This window comes from Lyngbya confervoides BDU141951, from assembly GCF_000817775.3.
Taxonomy (GTDB): domain Bacteria; phylum Cyanobacteriota; class Cyanobacteriia; order Thermosynechococcales; family Thermosynechococcaceae; genus Lyngbya; species Lyngbya confervoides.
Map to the genome: position 1 here is coordinate 1 of NZ_JTHE03000097.1, position 17,343 is coordinate 17,343.

General features: G+C 49.5%; 17 protein-coding genes. 7 read left to right on the plus strand and 10 right to left on the minus strand.

Annotated features, from left to right (window positions below; genetic code table 11):
• Window positions 1–76 precede the first annotated feature (76 nt).
• Entirely contained in the window at window positions 77–355 is a 279-nt protein-coding gene (locus QQ91_RS16620; protein WP_166283204.1) for a ribbon-helix-helix protein, CopG family, read from the plus strand.
• Between the two features lie 43 nt (window positions 356–398).
• The gene (locus tag QQ91_RS16625) at window positions 399–812 is read left to right on the plus strand and encodes a hypothetical protein (RefSeq protein WP_166283206.1); all 414 of its coding nucleotides are present in this window, start codon (window positions 399–401) and stop codon (window positions 810–812) included.
• A gap of 137 nt (window positions 813–949) precedes the next feature.
• Here QQ91_RS16625 and QQ91_RS16630 read toward each other — a convergent pair whose 3' ends face one another.
• Window positions 950–1,501, minus strand: a complete 552-nt coding sequence (locus QQ91_RS16630) for a tyrosine-type recombinase/integrase (protein WP_201277489.1) — start codon at window positions 1,499–1,501, stop codon at window positions 950–952.
• 181 nt (window positions 1,502–1,682) lie between these two features.
• Here QQ91_RS16630 and QQ91_RS16635 point away from each other — a divergent pair, with 181 nt between their 5' ends.
• Both QQ91_RS16635 and QQ91_RS16640 read left to right on the plus strand, forming a co-directional pair.
• A complete protein-coding gene (locus QQ91_RS16635) occupies window positions 1,683–1,973 on the plus strand; it encodes a type II toxin-antitoxin system TacA family antitoxin (RefSeq protein WP_166283208.1) in 291 nt (96 codons plus the stop codon).
• A complete protein-coding gene (locus tag QQ91_RS16640; RefSeq protein WP_166283210.1) occupies window positions 1,970–2,470 on the plus strand; it encodes a GNAT family N-acetyltransferase in 501 nt (166 codons plus the stop codon). The genes QQ91_RS16635 and QQ91_RS16640 overlap by 4 nt, the downstream gene beginning before the upstream one ends.
• A gap of 111 nt (window positions 2,471–2,581) precedes the next feature.
• On the opposite strand, the gene QQ91_RS16645 is transcribed toward QQ91_RS16640, so the two are convergent.
• The 3 genes from QQ91_RS16645 to mobF all read right to left on the minus strand — a co-directional run bounded on the left by QQ91_RS16645 (window position 2,582) and on the right by mobF (window position 8,366).
• Window positions 2,582–4,387: a trypsin-like peptidase domain-containing protein gene (locus QQ91_RS16645; protein WP_166283212.1), complete on the minus strand. Its 1,806-nt coding sequence runs from the start codon at window positions 4,385–4,387 to the stop codon at window positions 2,582–2,584.
• Window positions 4,388–4,391: 4 nt separating this feature from the next.
• Window positions 4,392–4,736, minus strand: a complete 345-nt coding sequence (locus QQ91_RS16650) for a CU044_2847 family protein (protein ID WP_166283214.1) — start codon at window positions 4,734–4,736, stop codon at window positions 4,392–4,394.
• A gap of 243 nt (window positions 4,737–4,979) precedes the next feature.
• A complete protein-coding gene (mobF, locus tag QQ91_RS16655; protein ID WP_166283216.1) occupies window positions 4,980–8,366 on the minus strand; it encodes a MobF family relaxase in 3,387 nt (1,128 codons plus the stop codon).
• 184 nt (window positions 8,367–8,550) lie between these two features.
• Here mobF and QQ91_RS16660 point away from each other — a divergent pair, with 184 nt between their 5' ends.
• From QQ91_RS16660 to QQ91_RS16670, 3 genes are read left to right on the plus strand one after another with little or no spacing between them, the layout of a single operon-like run.
• Window positions 8,551–8,979 carry a hypothetical protein gene (locus QQ91_RS16660; protein WP_166283218.1) on the plus strand — a complete coding sequence of 143 codons (429 nt, stop codon included), beginning with the start codon at window positions 8,551–8,553 and terminating at the stop codon, window positions 8,977–8,979.
• A 10-nt stretch (window positions 8,980–8,989) separates the two neighbouring features.
• Entirely contained in the window at window positions 8,990–9,886 is an 897-nt protein-coding gene (locus tag QQ91_RS16665; RefSeq protein ID WP_166283220.1) for a P-loop NTPase family protein, read from the plus strand.
• Window positions 9,849–10,310 (plus strand): hypothetical protein, encoded by a 462-nt coding sequence (locus QQ91_RS16670; protein ID WP_166283222.1) that lies wholly within the window; start codon window positions 9,849–9,851, stop codon window positions 10,308–10,310. Before QQ91_RS16665 ends, QQ91_RS16670 begins: the two co-directional genes overlap by 38 nt.
• 389 nt (window positions 10,311–10,699) lie before the next feature.
• On the opposite strand, the gene QQ91_RS16675 is transcribed toward QQ91_RS16670, so the two are convergent.
• From QQ91_RS16675 to QQ91_RS16700, 6 genes are all read right to left on the minus strand, one after another.
• Entirely contained in the window at window positions 10,700–11,425 is a 726-nt protein-coding gene (locus tag QQ91_RS16675; protein ID WP_166283224.1) for a rhomboid family intramembrane serine protease, read from the minus strand.
• 414 nt (window positions 11,426–11,839) lie between these two features.
• Window positions 11,840–13,852 carry a bifunctional DNA primase/polymerase gene (locus QQ91_RS16680; RefSeq protein ID WP_166283226.1) on the minus strand — a complete coding sequence of 671 codons (2,013 nt, stop codon included), beginning with the start codon at window positions 13,850–13,852 and terminating at the stop codon, window positions 11,840–11,842.
• Between the two features lie 490 nt (window positions 13,853–14,342).
• Window positions 14,343–15,254 carry a ParB/RepB/Spo0J family partition protein gene (locus QQ91_RS16685; RefSeq protein ID WP_166283228.1) on the minus strand — a complete coding sequence of 304 codons (912 nt, stop codon included), beginning with the start codon at window positions 15,252–15,254 and terminating at the stop codon, window positions 14,343–14,345.
• The gene (locus QQ91_RS16690; protein WP_166283230.1) at window positions 15,254–16,006 is read right to left on the minus strand and encodes a ParA family protein; all 753 of its coding nucleotides are present in this window, start codon (window positions 16,004–16,006) and stop codon (window positions 15,254–15,256) included. The genes QQ91_RS16685 and QQ91_RS16690 overlap by 1 nt, the downstream gene beginning before the upstream one ends.
• Window positions 16,007–16,326: 320 nt before the next feature.
• A complete protein-coding gene (locus QQ91_RS16695) occupies window positions 16,327–16,788 on the minus strand; it encodes a type II toxin-antitoxin system VapC family toxin (RefSeq protein ID WP_166283232.1) in 462 nt (153 codons plus the stop codon).
• Window positions 16,788–17,078 carry a hypothetical protein gene (locus QQ91_RS16700; RefSeq protein WP_201277490.1) on the minus strand — a complete coding sequence of 97 codons (291 nt, stop codon included), beginning with the start codon at window positions 17,076–17,078 and terminating at the stop codon, window positions 16,788–16,790. The genes QQ91_RS16695 and QQ91_RS16700 overlap by 1 nt, the downstream gene beginning before the upstream one ends.
• Window positions 17,079–17,343 lie beyond the last annotated feature (265 nt).

A 17,343-nucleotide genomic window follows, 5' to 3' on the forward strand; every position in this document is an offset into this window, starting at 1 on the left:
CCAAAACTAAAAGCTAAACCAAAACTAAAAGCTAAACCAAAACTAAAAGCTAAACCAAAACTAAAAGCTAAACCAAATGGATAAGACACGGCAGGATGGAGGAAAAGGCTCTGCTGCTAAAGCCCAAACCAAATCTGCCACTGCAACTACTAGCCGTAAGCGACTTTCAATCAGTTTGTCTGATGATGCCGCTAGTCTGCTGGAGTTCCTTGCCCAAACCCAAGGTATTACTCAGAATGAGGCACTCCGTAGAGCAATTTCAACGGAAGCATACCTCTTCGAGGAAAGACGACAGGGTACTAAAGTTCTACTTCAAAAATCCGATCAGGAAATTCGCGAAGTTCTATTTAGATAGGGCAGAGTGCCGTGGCTCCATTAAACATTGGAGTTCGTTCTTAATGTCCCAGGATAACGATAGCTCTGTCAAAGTTTCTTTGATTTCTGAAAATAGAGAGAAAGAAGCTGAGTCAGTTCAAGCTCAAACTGATTTTTCGATTGCCATAGATGGAAAGTTAGACATTTCTGACTACGTTTTAGATGTGCCGCTCTCTAAAAAATCCATTCAAGATGTTGCTTGTTGGACAGAAAGGCATCGGGAAGTTACACGAACTACATTAGTCATGTGGCTATTGAGGTTCTTTGGCTGTTCATTAATTGGCATTTTTTTCCTAACGGGGATATTTGCGTTCAATCCAAAAGCTGACAAAAAACTAATTAGAGATCTAATACCTCCAATTATTACAACTCAAGTCACCCTTCTTGGAGTAGCTTTTGGTTTCTACTTCAGTAGAGACCAAAATAATCAACGATAGACAAGGAATACTTTAGACTGAAACTCCTTTATGAGAAATTTCAGTCTAAAGTATTCTGTTATCACATTTACTATCGATAATGGTATTTATGTAATTACGCAGTGTATTTACATCCGTTGTCCAGGATGTTATTAGCTTTACCGCCACAACCGTTCAAACCGAGCAGGATTGCTAGCCGTATAGCGCACCGTATGCTGAATATTGCGATGACCAAGATAATCCTGAATCAGCCGCGTATCTGCCCCCTGGTCAGCCAGCGCATAACCGCAAGCATGACGCAGCATGTGAGGATGCACCGCCACAGGCAACCCAGCCAACTCCCCGTAGTGCTTGAGCGCATAGTTCACCGTCGAGCGGTGCAATGGCTTCCGCTGTTCACTCACAAAAAACGCGGTGCCCATCGGCTTCATCCGAGATCGTTCCGCCATCCACCCCTTGATCACCCGCAGCTCATCAGATCGCAAGGGCTGCGTGGTCGAGAGGCCACCCTTCAGCCGCCGCACATGCAAAATTCGACTTTCCGTATCCACCTGCTCAAGCTGTAACCCACAGGCTTCCGACACCCGTAACCCATGCCGATACATCAACAGCACCAGACAGCGATCGCGGGCTTCATTGCGACTCCCCTTGATCGCCGCCAGCAGCTTCTCCACTTCCCGCGCCGTCAGATGTTTGCGACGTTCTATCATTTTGTCGAAAGTTTCCCCTGCTAGAGAACCTTGAAACCCTTGAGGATCCTAGCTCAGTCGTTCCAACCTTCAACAATTTGAGACATTTTGTCGAAGGTTGGATACAGGAGAAAACTGTCATGACATTGTCTGGCGCATGTGCTATGGTGTGTTCTGGTAGCACACCAATGGGGGTAATACCGTGGCAACAACTGAAACCCGTTCTGAAAAACTTGACTTACGACTCACGCCTACTGCCAAACAAAAACTCTACAGTGCGGCAGCGGCAGCACACCGCTCCGTGAGCGACTTCGTATTAGAAAGTGCCTTAGCGCGAGCTGACGAAACTCTTGCTGACCGACAACATTTCGGGCTGGACAGCGAACAATGGACGGCTTTCATGGAGGCTCTTGACGCACCACCGCGTCATCATACCCGCATGGAACACTTGCTCAACGAACCCAGTATTTTTGATCAGAATGCTTCGGCATGACGGTTTTTAAGATTGAAAAACTGGCACGGCACCACGCTGTAGATGATTTTGACTGCGGAGAAGAAGCGCTCAATCGTTTCCTGTCGCGGTTTGCCTTTCCTAACCAGCAGGCCAGCGCGTCTCAAACCTATGTCGGTATGGCCGACAGTTGTATTATCGGCTTTTATACGCTCGTCGTCAGCGAAGTATCCTATGATGATGCCCCTGAAAGATTGAAAAAAGGGCTGGCACGTCATCCAGTGCCATTAATGCTGATAGCTCGATTAGCCGTCAGCCAAACATGGCAAGGCAAAGGGGTTGGGTCAGGACTGCTTAAAGATGCCATGCATCGAACAATACAAGCCGCTGATATTGGGGGTATTCGTGCATTGGCTGCTCATGCAAAAAATGACACCGCCTGTGCATTCTATAAACATTTCGGGTTTATCTCATCGCCGACTGATCCGCTGCACCTTTTTGTTCTCATCAAAGACCTACGACAGATGAGCAAGTCTTAATCCTCAGCGTTTCAAGTTTCGACAAAAGAGTTCCTTTTGTCGAGAGTTTACGAATAAGGTGGCAACGATAATATCATTGAACCCTGACGCTGGCTAACTTTTAGGTAAAAGTTAGCCAATAGAATCTATCAGTTCATCGAGATCTCGTAATCGTTGCTCAAAATATTCATCGTACTGTTCGTATCCAGCCTCACGATAAAGATTAAAGGAAGTTCGGATCGCTTCTTTGGCCAATACTATATACTTTCTGACTTTGTATCTTTCACCCAGCGTCCAGAGCGCAGTGCCCAGATTATTTTGCGTGGCAGCCCAGTCCAGCGGCACTCGCTCGCGCGTATATTCCTTCAACGCCTCTCGGTAAGCCGTCACCGCCTCTTCCAATCGATTTGTTCCGCTCTCTCGTTCACCCAGCGTACTGAGCGCATTGCCCAGATTATTTTGCGTGGCAGCCCAGGACAGCGGCACTCGCTCGCGCGTTCTTTCCTTCAACGCCTCTCGGTAAGCCGTCACCGCCTCTTCCAATCGATTTGTTCCGCTCTCTCGCTCACCCAGCGTACTGAGCGCAGTGCCCAGATTATTTTGCGTGGCAGCCCAGTCACCAGGATTCTCAACACGAGGGTAATGACTTAGAAGATTCGCGTAAACACGAATTGCACCAACTAATTTAGAATTCTCACCCTGTTCATCTCCATGACGATAGAGCGCACCTGCTTGCGCCAGGCGATACTCGAAGATTTGAGCAGAATCATATGATGGCAGCGTTTCTGCAGCTTTTGAAAAATGATCCGCTGCTTCTAAATAAAACAGACGAGACAGGGCAAGCTGACCTCGTTGAGCATAGGCTGACGCTGCATCTCTCAAACCTTGCTCTCGAACCTCTCGTGCCCGTAATTCTAATTCTTCAGCTGCTCGAGCACGAGCGAGGGATAACTCAGCCACGTCTTCTAAAGACGTATCGGCCTCTTCAAGTTCATCTAACTCTAACGCCATCCTCACCTGGTCGAGTTTCCGGGACACTTCAGAGTCTGTAGACCGAAGCGTCGCTAAACTTTTCAGCTGATTGTCAAAAGACTGAATACTCTCTAGCAATTTGAGGGGAAGCTGCTCATCGGAAATCTGATGCTCTTTTTCTCCTAACGTTCGTAACGCTAAGCGAATGGCATTTTGATTCTTACCTAAACTTCGACTCAGTTCTTCAACCCGATCACGCTCGGGATTTTGTAACAGTTGACGCAATTGCTCAGGAGTCAATTGAATCACACTTGGGGAAACTCTTTCCCGCTGTTTGGCTTCCGCGTCAATCCAACCCGGATCAGGACGAGGAAGCTCTCGCTGGCACTCTCGCAATCGCCGCTCCAGTACAGATATCTCAATCGCCCATCCGCCTAAATCACCCCATTGATCTCGCGTCGCCACAACAATACCCATCACACGCGACGTTTTCAGGTTCAGCAATGGGCCACCACTATATCCAGGCTGGACTTGACCTGCTTTAAACTTGGACTCTGCACCCGATCGACCTTGGGCATCAATAAATAAGGTTTGACCTTCATACACTGCAGTAAATTGATCTAAAAGTTGGCGATCCCCACCATCAGGAAATCCTAGGGCCGTTAACTCATGGTTCATCCTGACTTCTCCACTTATAGGCGCAAAGTAAGGATTCGCGTCCACAGTCTGGACTAAGGCCAAATCATCTTGAGCAAAATTCTCTAGGACAGTCGCTCCCTCAAGCGACTTAGTCTTCCCTTGATCCCACTGCTCTAAGGCGATTGGCTCGCCCACTAGAACATCACGACCGATGACATGCGAGCAGGTCACAATTAGCTGTGGCGCAATAAAGAAGCCACAACCAGGCCGTTGACCCAGTACATGGACACAACACGAGCGTAAATAGTCAACCAGGGGATCGCCCATCAACTTAGCCTGTCTGTGGCTCTTTAGCGTCAGGCCGCTCCCACTCCAACGCAATTTTTAGGTTCGCTTTCCCGGTACCTCTAGCAATTAAAGCCACAAACTGACCATTTTCCAGGCCAAACTCGATGCCTAGCTCAACAGATGCCTTTTTAGGCTTTACCCTTTCTAAAGTCCTGCCAAGACCTTGCGCAATATCTCCCAGAATTTCAGTCACTTGCTCAAAAGGGATGGATTCTAACAATCCAGCTTCTTGACGACCTCCCCGATTCAAGACCTCAAGGTAAACCTTTGCGGTTTCATTACCAGGCAAGTCAATCTCCTGCCATTGCGTTCGATCGCCCTCCGGCATAGGAACTCCCTTCAAACTAGTCGGTAACAACCCAGATTTTCTACTGGAATAACAGCTTAAACCTACACTTTCTGTAAACCTTAACATTTAGAAACCGAAGAATCCCTGTTTATCAGGATTTTCTTAGATTTCCAAGAGTTTGCTGACTTTTATCTCTTAAAGAAGAGTTTTGAGATCTCTTATCAGTAAATCAAAAATCTCTTTCCATTGAAGACAACCCTTCTGAGATTCAGAAAAATAGCATCACAAGGACATCCCCCTTCGATGGGATCGCCGTTGCTGCCGCTCCTGCTGCCTAATTCGCTCCTGCACCCTTTGAGCCAAGTCACGAATGGTCTGGCGATCGCCCTTGGTCATCTCCATCGTGAAGGTCTGCACAATGCCCCCCTTCTGCCGTTCATCGGAAGCATGGAAAATCGGCTTGCCCTCCCGCATGATCAACACGTACTGACCATCTGACTCCAGGAAATAAGTCTGGCCCTGGATCCGGCGAATCTTCCCATCCCGCTTCCCCGCCTGCTCCGCCAGCTGGCGGCCTAACGCAAACCATGCATAGCCCTCCCGAATTTGGGCCAACCGTGCCTGACTCTCCGGCTGCTGAACCCGCTGGATCGCCTCCCGCATCTGCTGCGTCTGGGGCGATCGCTCCCAAGCCTCATAGACCACTCGCTGCGTCTTCCAGGTTTTCAGAGACTGCTGGAGCTGCGCCACCCGCCGCTTCACACCCGTCAGCTTTTGCTGATTCTCCCCAAGCAACTGACGACGCGCCTCCACTTCTGCCGGACTCGGCCCCTTCCAGTTAAACAGCGAGCGCGGTTTCCCCAACCCCGCTAACTCAGACGCCTGACGACTCACCAATAGCTGGATCCTCTGCTCCTGTTCTTGGAGTCGCGCCACCTGCTGCTCTAACCGAGGTCCTTCGGTTGGATTGGGTGCTTCCGGCTGGGGCTGCTTCTGCCAAGCTTGCACCGCCTCATAGGTCTGCCACAACTTCGCATCACTCACCTGGGGAACCGCTTCCTGCCGCTCCGGCGCTGGCGGTTGCGCCAGCGGCACCAGGTCCAACACATTCTCCTGGGCCTGGGTGCGCTGCACCGACAACCCCAACCCCTGCCGATCCAAGGTCACAACCTCCAGGCGTTCCTTAGCGCGGGAGAGCGCCACATAGGTTAACTCCTTCCCTGGTCGCTGACCTGGTGCCCAGATCGCTTCCTTCGCCGTCCAGCCCTGGGCTCCATACACCGTCTGGCAATAGGCGTAATCCACATGGGCCAGCTGCTCCAAACTCACCCCATAGGATTTCCCTCGGCTGTTAATCTGAATCGTGCCGTCTGAATTGAACCCCTCGATCGTGAACAGCTGACCATTGATCTGATCCCAGTCCCGCTGGTTGCGGGTAAATCGGAGGCGATCGCCCACCCGAATCTCAAACTCCTGACAGCGAAACACCTCCCGATCGCGATATTTCTCCAACGGCAACGCCACTGTCTCCCCCGCTGAATCCCTCACTATCAGGCGATCCCCATCCACCTGCGTCACTCGATAGTAAAGTGAGGGAAATTTCTGGCTCGCCTTGCGAAACCGGATCACATCCCCCACTTCATAGTTATACGCCTGGGCGATCGCCTGCTCATCCAACCGCTTTGGCTGCAGCGTCTGAATCTGGATCGCCTCCTGGCCTAACTTCCCTTGCTCAACATAGGCCGTTCTGATTTGCTCCGTAATGATCTGGCGATCGCGGTTCGTGTCGCACAACACCAACGTCTGCACCTGGCGCTCATGAGGTCGCGCCAAATATCGCTGAGCGATCGCCCTGAGTCGTTCATCTTCGTCTTTAATTTCGGCGATTGCTTCCTGCCGATCCAGCACTTCTAGCGCCGAAATCATCCGTTGACTCGCCGCCAGGTCCACCGCCTCTTTCAACTGCGGAGTCACCTGCCGCAAGTTTTCATTCAGGTTCACCGTCGGCAACGTTGAGCGGTCCTGCAATAGGCGAAAGGGGGCACCTGCCTCAATGCTACTGAGCTGCTTCGTATCTCCAATCAAAATCAACCGATGGTTCAGCGCCTGAGTTTTTTCCAGCAACTGACTCATCTGCTGATGCGACAGCATCCCCGCCTCATCCACAATCAACACCTGATTCCGGTCCAGTCGATGATTGGGCGTGTACAGATAAGCATCCACCGTTTGAGATGACAGCTTAGCCTCGTCCTGCAATACCTGAGCCGCTGCCGCACTCGGCGCAAGTCCGCGTAAGTGTTGCTGCACATCTGGCGGAAACAATTCTCGAAATGCATTCAAGGTGTAGGTCTTGCCCACACCCGCATCCCCCTGCACCAACATCACCTGATCCTGATTCAATCCCAGGTGTTTTAAGCCTCGCGTCTGACCTTCATTGAGACCTTTTGCTTGGGCGATCGCCTCCACAGTTTCCCGGTTCGATAAGGATGCTTGAGTCCCTTGTCCTGCGTTCGCGGATTGAATCATTGCCTGCTCACGCTTGAGATGTTTTTCCGTCGTCAATCGCTGGTCTTCCGTTTCAGTCAAGCGCTCGTCCTCGTCGATGGCTTGAGCGATCGCCTCCGGGTCATACCAGCCCTGACTGTGCCGCAGGGCTTCCCTCAACAGGTGCTGTCTGGACACAGCAACCTGATAAGTGGTTGCACTCTCCAACGCAGCATCAATCACCTCATTTAAACTCCCTGGATGACTCAATTGCTGATAACTCTCCTCTAAAATTTGACGCGGTTGTGGATGCTGAATCCCCAGCTGTTGAGCCAGATTCTGCCAAGCCTGATGCTGAATCTCGTGATCCACGGGGCTGAGTTTGTACACCTTTGCCGCCCGACTTTCTAAACAAGCGATCGTCTTTTGGGCTTCTGTTGCCTGCTCTAGGTTGATATTCTGACGCTCCAGGTAGTCACGAATTTCTTGGCGGCGACTGCTGAACCGTTCTAGCTGATCTTTGTCGTAACCCTGGATTTCAAAGGTGTGATCCGAGGTCCAGTCCAGCGCATAGCCCTGCTGTCTTAGGTGATAGGCCAGGGCGTGATCATAATAGGCTCCAATGATCTTTTTTTGATTGAACAGCTCACGACTATCCAGCGTTCTAGATTTGCTGTCTGCACAGCGAGTCTGATTCAAAATCACGACATGGGTGTGCAGCTGCGGTTCTTGGTTCCGATTATCGTCATGCTCAAATAAAGCGAAATGACCTTGCTGCGTTTGCTCCGAGATTACTTCTCCGTTTCGCTTTATTTGAGCGTGGATGCAATTCGCCTCAATGTAGGTCACGGTCGCTTTCACCGCTTGACGATGGGCATCCAACACTCGCTCATCGCGATCAATTAATGCTTTTAAGGAAACCGATTTACTCGCCGATAGCGTCATATCCCATCCAGCTCGACTGCCCCGCTGCTGGCGTCTGAGGGGCGTGCCATCGGGGGCCATTCCGTGACAGGCGATCGCCCAGTCTTCACTTTCAATCTGACCTGTTAAGCCTTGGGCTTCCGCAAATTCTCCGAACCATTCGGCATTCTCTAGGCCGTCTCCTTGGCTGTAGTAATTATCCCGAGAGTGATACCGCTCTAGGCTGGGGGCGCTCATCGCTTTGCTTAGGCTCGCAACCATTAAATCTCAGAATCTTAGACAGTATAACAGACTACTTTTTGACTCAATTTTTATTGAGTAAGTTATGTGTAGTTATTCTATCAGGGCTTTGCCTAATACTCAGTGTTGCGTTTTATCTCGCTGGCGAGTACGTCCGGATTACTCTTGCTAGGATGTCTGTGTTTAATCTGAAGTGGGGGCACGTATGGGTAAGTCTGAGCTGGTTAATCCTGCGGTCTTTGCGGAAATGCAGGCGGAGTTAGAATCTCTCTCCAATACTGAACCGGGGGCTAGAGAGGTGGCAGACGTGGTTCGGGATTTGATGCCGCTGATTAAGGGTTGTCGCGATCGCGGGCATTCCTGGAAACGTATCGCGGAGTCTTTGCAGAAATATCACTCTGGGCTATCGGTGGGGCGGTTGCGTAAATATGCGTTTGAGCTAGATCCATCTCTGAAGGGAAAATCATCTTCAACGCAGTCCTTGATTCCTGAACCGGTGGAGTCGGAGCATGAGCCAGAAGCAGATCTCGATGAGCTGAGCGCTGAGGTTGAGGATTCAGAGTGGCCACTTTCAGATCCAGAGACGGAGCCACAAAAGCCCCGAACGAAGAAGTCAGCGGCGGTTGATTTCTAGGGGGGGAGTCATGAAGAAATCCAAGGTCGTCGGTTGCTACAACAATATCTGGTCTGGAGAGAAGGGCGGTGTCGGTAAGTCCTGGTGCGCCATGCTCGATGCCCAGCGCCATGTGGACCGCAACATCAAATTCTGGTTGATGGATGCCGATAAAAACAACCAGATGTCTCAGCGCTTGTATCCTGATGCCTTCTTCAGTCGCTCGGTTTTTTTTAGTGAGGTGCCGGAGCGGGCGAGTTCTGCCAATCCCATTCTGGAAGCGGCGATCGATCGCCCAGTGGTTACCAACTGTCAGGCGGGGACCAATGACCAAATCTTGACTTGGATGAAAACGAAGAAGGTGCCCCAGGTCGCTCAAAAGCTAGGGATTACGCTACGTTACTTTTTCGTTAGTAGTTTGGAAACCGATTCACTCAATAAGTTTGAGTCTGCGGCTCAGCGGTTTTCACCTCACATGCCAATTATTTTTGTGGCTAATCATGGCTGCAATTTATCGGGTCCTAAGTTCTTTGAGTCGGAGGGGTTTCAATCCATGTTGGAGCGCTATCAGGCTCCAGTCATTCATGTGGGCTTGTTTGATTTGGAGCTTCGCAAGCGCATGGAGGGGCATAACCCGGAAGGCTGTCTTTTGAATTGGGGGGAAGCGATGGAGTCGGAGCTGTTTGGCGTTCTAGACCGTGCGGAAATTCAAGCCTATTTAGAGGATTTCTATGGACAATTGGATCGCGCCGAAGGACTCGCCGATCTGGCGTTCGCTGAACGTCTCGCATCCCAATCTGGATCTTCCCGTCAAGCAAAGGGTGTTTCTCCTCCTCCAAGACAGCGCGATTCCCCCCACGGACAAGATCTTCCCTTGGATCGTCGAGACGATGATCAATCGGGTCGTGATGGAAAGGCTCGGAGATGAACTCGGAACGACTCAAGAACAGTGGCAGGTTTTACCCGAGCGCATCAAGCAGGCGGTGGAGCGATCCCTTTCAAAACCGGTCCAGGCGATTCAATCGAATCAGACCACGGTGGAGCAATTGACGGTGGAGCTGCGCAAGAATTCGGTGATTCAAGCGTCTCTCAAGGATTCAGGCTGGCGAGGGGTTCTCTGTTCCCTGGAGGCGATCGCCCAGCACCAAATGCTTGGCCTGACGGTGGGGGCGATCTCGCTTTTTTCGGCGCTACTGGCGGGTGGGGTTGTTTGGAGTTTGGGGTGGGGCGATCGCCGGATTGTAGAGTTTAATCGGCAGGCGATCGAGCGCTGCTATGAGAAGTTTGCACTCGATACAGATGGAAATGGTTGGTTCTCTTGTTCAGGGATTCAGTTACCCATGAACCAATAAGGGGGAATTCACCGCTTGGATGAACCACCTCACTCAGCACATCCCTGACAGAACTATCATCATAGACTCAAATCAATGACAAGCCAATCACATATTTATTGCAATCAATAATAAAATTCACAATAATAGAGATGAATCAATGTTTCGCAATGTGCAATGCGCCCCTTTACCCTCCCAAAAGGGGCTTTTTTCTTGCGGTGATTTCAAGTGTCGAAAGGAAAAGTCTTGCCATCTGTATCACACCCGGCCCACTAGGGCCGTTTGATTTTGACAGAAGAAAAATCAAAAGCCTTAATGTTCCGTCAGGGCTGAAAGGATGACCAAAATAATCATCACGTCAGAATCAGCACTTCAATTTTCATTCCCAAATCTTGAAACAGCCCTGGCTCTTAGCCCTGAGATCCAACGCTTTCTGAGTCCAAATCGGGCTGAGAAAATAGCCCCAACATCCAACCTAAAATCGCACCAAACAAGAATCCCCCGGCATGAGCCCAGTAGGCGATGCCTCCCTGCATTCCAACGTTGGCCTGAGCTTCTAAGGACATGAACCCATAGAGGGCTTGCTCAACAAACCAAAACCCTAAAAACAGCACTGCCGGAATTCGAAAAGTTGGAAAAAAGAACCCCAGGGGAATCAAGGTCAAAATGCGAACTCTGGGAAACTTGAAAATATAGGCCCCCATGACACCAGCGATCGCACCACTGGCCCCCAAGGATGGAATCGCTGAAATAGGGTCAACCCACCACTGGGAAAGCGTGGCCAATACACCACAAACCACATAGAAGAACAAAAATTTGACGTGACCTAACTCATCCTCTAAATTATTGCCAAATATCCATAGATAGAGCATATTTCCTGCAACATGCAGAAAACCCGCGTGTAAAAACTGCGCGGTAATCAGGGTATCCCACTCTGACCAGGCTGGGGCATGAAACCCGGTTTGAAAGCTCTGAGTCAGCTCTGAGGGAACCACGGCCCACTGCTCAAAAAATTGGGCGAGACCTCCCTGTTGGAGCGTCAACTCGTATGCAAAAATCAACAGGTTCAGAGCGATCAAACCATAGGTAACATAGGGGGTCGTTTTGATGGGGTTGTAATCTTTAAGGGGAACCACGTTTGAATCCTAAGTCTTGATTCATCGACTAGTGAGTAGTATAGGGGTGTGAGTAGTTTTGGAACCAAAACCTGCGCTAAGACTGAAACTATTACAGAGAAAGGATTATAGAGCTTAATTTTTCTTCATGCTTCAAGGGAAAATTCTGTACCAGTTAAAGCTTAGTCTAATTGGTACAGAAAAATAGAACGGTATATCAAGGGTTTCAGTTCCTTTCAGCAAGGCAGGTTTAATTGGTACAGCAATTAGGAGTGCTTAACGCAGCATTTGGTTCCGATGCTACTCGTACCCCGTATACAAACCTGTTGAGAAGCAACCGGCCCTCGCGCAAAAATATCGAGCAGAGTGTGAAACTTGAGTCATCGCCAACAGAAGCCGATGACTCAAATCCAGGCCGATATACATGCCCCTGCGCTATCTGCGAGGACGTTCCCAGAATGCTAAGTATCGCCGCAAGCAACTCACGCTGAAATCGGACGACAATTCGTTATAGGGCAGCCAGTCCCCCTGCGACAAAACAAAATATTCTCGGAACTGCCATTCGTAATCACTCACTAGACCGAACTCCTGCGCCAGCGGGTACCACTCCTCAAATTCTTGACGTTCTGAGTCTGTCGGCTCACGAGGGGATAAGGCGACAAACTCTTGCACCCTCAAAGAATCAGGTGGAGAAACCGAAACAGAATCAGGTGGCGGACTAATCCGATCTGACAATAGCTGTGAAGACAACTGACGCTGCTTCTGAGTAATTTTGGCCTGCAATTTCGGGGACAAGCTCGCTTTCAATTCGTCCCAATTGCGAATCACTGAAGTCGAGACAGAGGATTCTGAGAAGGGATACGCCACTTTCGCCGCCCCTTGCCCTTGAGGGGGCAGGGCGGCGGTGGCTCCATCTCGGGTTGAGCGCTCTTCAAAACCTTCATAATAGGCAGGTTGTAAACTTCCTTGTTCTATAAGGGGTTCAGGCGATCGCTCAGGAAGTGTTTCTTGCGCTTTGGGTGGATCAGGTAAACAAGCTTGCTCTGTCTGAGGTTCAGCTGTTTTGAGGGGGGACGGGGGCGATGGAGATTCGGGGCTGGAGCTGGGGTCGAATTTGGGGTGCCATAGCTCTAGGTTGTGGGGTTTATACAGGGTCTTTCGGCTCACTTTCGCCTCTTGGATCAGTTGGCTGGCTCGCTCACTGATCCCCGGCGCTAGACGCTGGCTCTCCCGCAGCTGGGCGATCGCTTCTTGAATTCGCTCTTGACTCCCTTGCTTGAGTTTCTGGTGATAGGTGAAGTCGATGACTTTCTCGCTGGTTGATCCTCGATAGCTCACGCTCCGCTGGGGGGCGCTTCCGTAGGGCCAGTAGTATTTCATCGCCCATTGGGCTACTTCGTAGCTCCGACGACGGATTTCGTGGCTGTGCCGTGAGTATTCGTAGAAGCCGGGACTGGCGATCGCGCTTTGGTAAATATGCTCGGCGATGGCGTCAAGGTCTTCCAGGCCCAGAAACACTCGCGCTTCGCAGCCAAAGGTTTTTAGCTTTTCGTTCGTTTGGCCAGGGCCGGTCCACCCTTCGGCTTTTTCGCGGGCGATCGACGCTTCCCAATTGGCAACTGATTTGGGGTCCCGATTTTTCCGCACTTTCCAGTTCGTTTTCGCGTCGGCGATCGCTCGGTGTAGGCGGGGAAGGTCTTGCTGCTGACTCTGGGTTTCAAATTGGCTTAGCCACTGCTCTAGGCTCCAGGGGAGGGGGGTCAGGTCTTCGTCGAGGGGGATGAAGCCGCTTTCGGGCTGCATGGGTAACCGGATGGCGGCATAGTGACTGAATCCTTGGCCTTTACGGGCGTATCGTTTCGGGTTGGGAAAGATTTCGCATTCTCCACTCTTGAGACGAATGTCGATGCTTTCTAGGGCATATTTGGCGGCGACGGAGAGCCAGAAGCTGCTGACGGGTTCGGGCAGCGGGCAATAGAGATGCAGGCCACCGCTATGGCTACTTTGGTTCAGCTGGGTTCGACAAATCCCGATGTCTTCCAGGGCGGCGCGGATCTGGTCTAGGCGCTCTGGGGCTTGGTCGGGGTGATGAGGGGATCCACGATCGATGTCGATAATCAGCCAACGCGTTTGGTCTTTGGGGCGGATCCCAATCACGCACTCTGGGTCCTGGTGCAGCTCCCACATCTGCACGGGCGTCAGCGGAAAGTCTGTCATGGTTCGCCAGTCCAGGGCTGCCTCTCCCTCGGGGGCCGGGGTGAAGATCCAATCCCAGCCGTTGGCAAACAGCTCACTCAGTTTTTGACCGATGGGGTCTCTCGGTTGTGGGGATCCTTTTGGTGAGGTAGGGATTCGTTGAACGGGCTTTCGCGCGTTACGTTTTGATGATTTCTTTTCGGGGGGTTTGCGGGTCTGTCTTGATCCGTCAAAGGCTTGTTTGGTTTGCATTTGAACACTTCCTCTCCACTTCTATAGCTCGATGGAGATTAGTGCGGCTCCCAATTGGTTGCTTTCTATACTTGCAATGCACAAGCATAGAAAGCTAATATTTTGGCAGCGCAAAGCGGGGCGACTTAACATCCAGGGTGCAATCTGAACGGTTAGCGTCTCCGCGGCCACTAATCTTAACGAAAAGGCCTTCAACTGCTTGTAACAGTTGAGGGTTTTTTCAATTTTTAGGGGGTTTTGATTCGATAGATACCTCGTATTCTTTCGATCAATCAAAACAGGGAGTCTAAAGCCTGTCAAGCAGTTCATAAGCGACATTTACAAAGCGTTCTTGTGCTGTTTTCAAGAAGAGCTTTGTAAACGCACGTTTTTTCGCCACAAGTTCACAAAAGTTCACAAAAGTTCTTTCACAGACCTTGAACTCAAGAAATAAATTTTCACCCAACACCTAAAGCAGGGATCCCAGACACTCCTTGAATCTGTGATAGCTTTACTTCCCCTCAAGAAGTTGCTCTAGCTCCCCTAATAAGTCACTCACCTGTTTTCGCTTGGCTGCATCATTCAAAAGAGTCCCATTTCGAAGGCGCTTTCCTATTTGAGCGTAGCGGTCCAGAACTTTCGATTGACGTGTCAAAGTTTGTTGGGAGTTTAAAGATCGAGCTTTGCTACGGATTTGCACCAGGGAAAGATTTTCTACTATCGCCTCCTGCAACAACTCAGCTCGTTGCGCCTCGTCTTTGATGCGGGATATTGCGATCGCTTTGGTGTATTCAAGTTTTCCTTGACGCAAGGATTCTAAAATATCCTTCGGCAAAGCTAATAGGGGCAAGCGATTTGAGCGAAAACTATCAACGGAAAACTTACCAAGCTGCGTCAGAGTCTTCTCAACTGCTTCAAGTTGAACCATAACGTTATGGTTCAACTCTCGGCCTCGAACTCTGGCATTCTTCGAACGATGCAATAAAGAAATGACTGATTCACGATCTGCATCTAGAGTGATAGCTAACAAATCCAGAACCCCTTCTGTCTCCTCAACGGGGTTGAGATCTTCACGCTGCAAATTTTCTAGTAAGGAAACTTGTAAAGCTTCTGTATCTGTAAAGTCTTTCGATACAACTGGAACAAGCTCTAGACCAACTTCGCCTGCTGCTCTCAGGCGTCGCTCTCCAGCAATCAACTCAAACTGACCACCGGAAAGAGGTCGCACCAACAATGGTTCAAGAACGCCAAACGAGCGTACAGATTCAACAAGGTTCGTCATCTTGTCTGGGTCAAAATAATGACGAGGCTGACTAGCAGGTAACTGAATAGAATCAATGGGCACGGATTGAATCGGGAGATCGTCAAGCAACTTCGCCTTGTTACGCATTTTGACCGGGGGCAGAGTTTTCTTGGTAGCCATTATTGATCTTCCAACTGCTCAACAATCTCATTCAGAATTTGTACCGCAGGATGTTTAGGTGCATGAATCGCTAATGGAACATGCATCTGCGCAGCATCCACAAAGGTAATCGATCGCGGGATAGGTGGATACACAAAACCGATATCCGACAATTCAGTTTCAATCGTGGCCAAACTGGTTTTGCCCTGTACGGTTTGAGCTTCGTGCATCGAAGGAATAAATCCAGCAATTTTCAGAGTCCGGTTAGCACGCTGACGGACACGAGCAACGGTTTCCAATAAAAGGTCACAGCCCACCAGAGATTTGTAGTGGGTTTGGATAGGGACTAAAACATGGGTCGCAGCCACCAGGCTGATGTAGCTCAGAATCCCAAGACTCGGAGGGCAGTCTATCAAGATGTAGTCGTAATGGTTCTGGATTGGAGCGATCGCGTCCTTAAGCCGAATTTCTCGAAACTCGGCCAGCACCAGTTCCATCTCAGCAGCACTCAAGTGAATATTGGCTGGAACCAAATCCATTGCATGAATATCGGAATGAATAGGTATAGCCTCATCCTGAGCGATAGCGTGGTAAACAGTTCTGTCTAAGTCATGGGCTTCGATCCCCATGAAAGTGGTCAAGCTTGCCTGGGGATCCATATCAATTAGCAAAACCCGGTTTCCATTTTTAGCTAGGTGATAACCCAAGTTCATTGTCAGACTGGTTTTACCAACACCACCAGATTGATTGAATAGCGCGATCGTCTTATTCACTGTCCACCTTAGAAGAGGATGACAAGCTACAGTTTACGTTGATTTTCATGACGTAAAGGCTGCAAGTTCCGAAAATCCAAATCTGTAATTTTTTCTTCAACAGCCACAGGGAATTCCATGAACCATAACGTTATGGTTCATGAGCAGCACAAAAAAACCTCTTCAGTCAGACAAAAATTTAGATTTATCATCGAGACCAGAGACACTTGCAGCGAGAGGCAAAAACGACAGAATACACAGTGCAGTCACATGTCGGAGGGGATAGCGTTTGATATTTGAACGTACCCAAGGAGTGGGCAGATCAAGATGTGACCGCGATATCAGGTCAGCCTGAATTTATCATCAACCTGGGATGGATGAATGGGGATGATTTCCTGAAACCTTTTGAAGTCCTCAATATTAAAGGTCAAGATGTGGGTTAAACTATGCACTAACATAGCCGCGACTAGTCTTGCATCATGGGCATTCTTGCCTTTGACATCATATTTAGTAACAAGTGATTTCCAATGTTCATACGTTTCTGGCTGATCACGAAGGACATCGTAAGCCTTTTCCCATGCTGAGAGTCTCTGTGCTGTGACTTCGGTAGTCCATCCAAAACCACCTCGGCTAGTTGCTGGTCGTGTGCAAACGCTCCAATATTCATTCATCACTTGAGGAACGATCACTCCTCTCAGCTTTGGATTTCTAAAGATGACGGCTATTGCATTGCGTGCTTCATCGTACTGAACGTTATTCTCTTGTTCCACCCGTAAGATGACGTTGGTATCAATGAGGATCATCAGCCCCGCTCTGCATAGATGCTCTCTCGGCTCATGGCTTCATCAGAGAGAACGGGAACGTTCGGTAAAGGAGACATCAAAGTTTCAAAAGCCTTTAACTTTTCGTTGTCGATGGCTTCAGAAATATTTTTATCGAGAATGGTTAGCCGGACTCGATGACCTGCCAATTCATCAGCATGTGTCAAAACCTCTTCCCAGGTGCCTTCGATTTCTTGATAAATCATCCGATTACCCTCTGATGAGGATTTAAGTCTAGCAATAATTGATGAAACAATGAGTTTTGAGCCCATTACCAGTATTGGATAAATTCATTTTCCTCACCCGCTAACTTTTGACCATTAGTTAGCGGGTTTTAGGTACTTCGCTAGGAGATAATCATAACTAGTGCACCAATTTGGTGTAAATATTGCACCAGAATGAACACTGGTATATGATAGTCATAGCAGCAGGTAGTCCTTAGTCTCTCCAGAGTCCAAGAAAACCAAAACTAAAAGCTAAACCAAAACTAAAAGCTAAACCAAAACTAAAAGCTAAACCAAAACTAAAAGCTAAACC

What these genes read in the sequence shown, in the direction of transcription:
- QQ91_RS16620 (WP_166283204.1), top strand. Translation starts at nt 77, where the DNA reads ATGGATAAGACACGGCAGGATGGAGGAAAAGGCTCTGCTGCTAAAGCC.
- QQ91_RS16625 (WP_166283206.1), top strand. Translation starts at nt 399, where the DNA reads ATGTCCCAGGATAACGATAGCTCTGTCAAAGTTTCTTTGATTTCTGAA.
- QQ91_RS16630 (WP_201277489.1), bottom strand. Translation starts at nt 1,501, where the DNA reads ATGATAGAACGTCGCAAACATCTGACGGCGCGGGAAGTGGAGAAGCTG.
- QQ91_RS16640 (WP_166283210.1), top strand. Translation starts at nt 1,970, where the DNA reads ATGACGGTTTTTAAGATTGAAAAACTGGCACGGCACCACGCTGTAGAT.
- QQ91_RS16645 (WP_166283212.1), bottom strand. Translation starts at nt 4,387, where the DNA reads ATGGGCGATCCCCTGGTTGACTATTTACGCTCGTGTTGTGTCCATGTA.
- QQ91_RS16650 (WP_166283214.1), bottom strand. Translation starts at nt 4,736, where the DNA reads ATGCCGGAGGGCGATCGAACGCAATGGCAGGAGATTGACTTGCCTGGT.
- mobF (WP_166283216.1), bottom strand. Translation starts at nt 8,366, where the DNA reads ATGGTTGCGAGCCTAAGCAAAGCGATGAGCGCCCCCAGCCTAGAGCGG.
- QQ91_RS16660 (WP_166283218.1), top strand. Translation starts at nt 8,551, where the DNA reads ATGGGTAAGTCTGAGCTGGTTAATCCTGCGGTCTTTGCGGAAATGCAG.
- QQ91_RS16665 (WP_166283220.1), top strand. Translation starts at nt 8,990, where the DNA reads ATGAAGAAATCCAAGGTCGTCGGTTGCTACAACAATATCTGGTCTGGA.
- QQ91_RS16670 (WP_166283222.1), top strand. Translation starts at nt 9,849, where the DNA reads ATGATCAATCGGGTCGTGATGGAAAGGCTCGGAGATGAACTCGGAACG.
- QQ91_RS16680 (WP_166283226.1), bottom strand. Translation starts at nt 13,852, where the DNA reads ATGCAAACCAAACAAGCCTTTGACGGATCAAGACAGACCCGCAAACCC.
- QQ91_RS16685 (WP_166283228.1), bottom strand. Translation starts at nt 15,254, where the DNA reads ATGGCTACCAAGAAAACTCTGCCCCCGGTCAAAATGCGTAACAAGGCG.
- QQ91_RS16695 (WP_166283232.1), bottom strand. Translation starts at nt 16,788, where the DNA reads ATGATCCTCATTGATACCAACGTCATCTTACGGGTGGAACAAGAGAAT.
- QQ91_RS16700 (WP_201277490.1), bottom strand. Translation starts at nt 17,078, where the DNA reads ATGGGCTCAAAACTCATTGTTTCATCAATTATTGCTAGACTTAAATCC.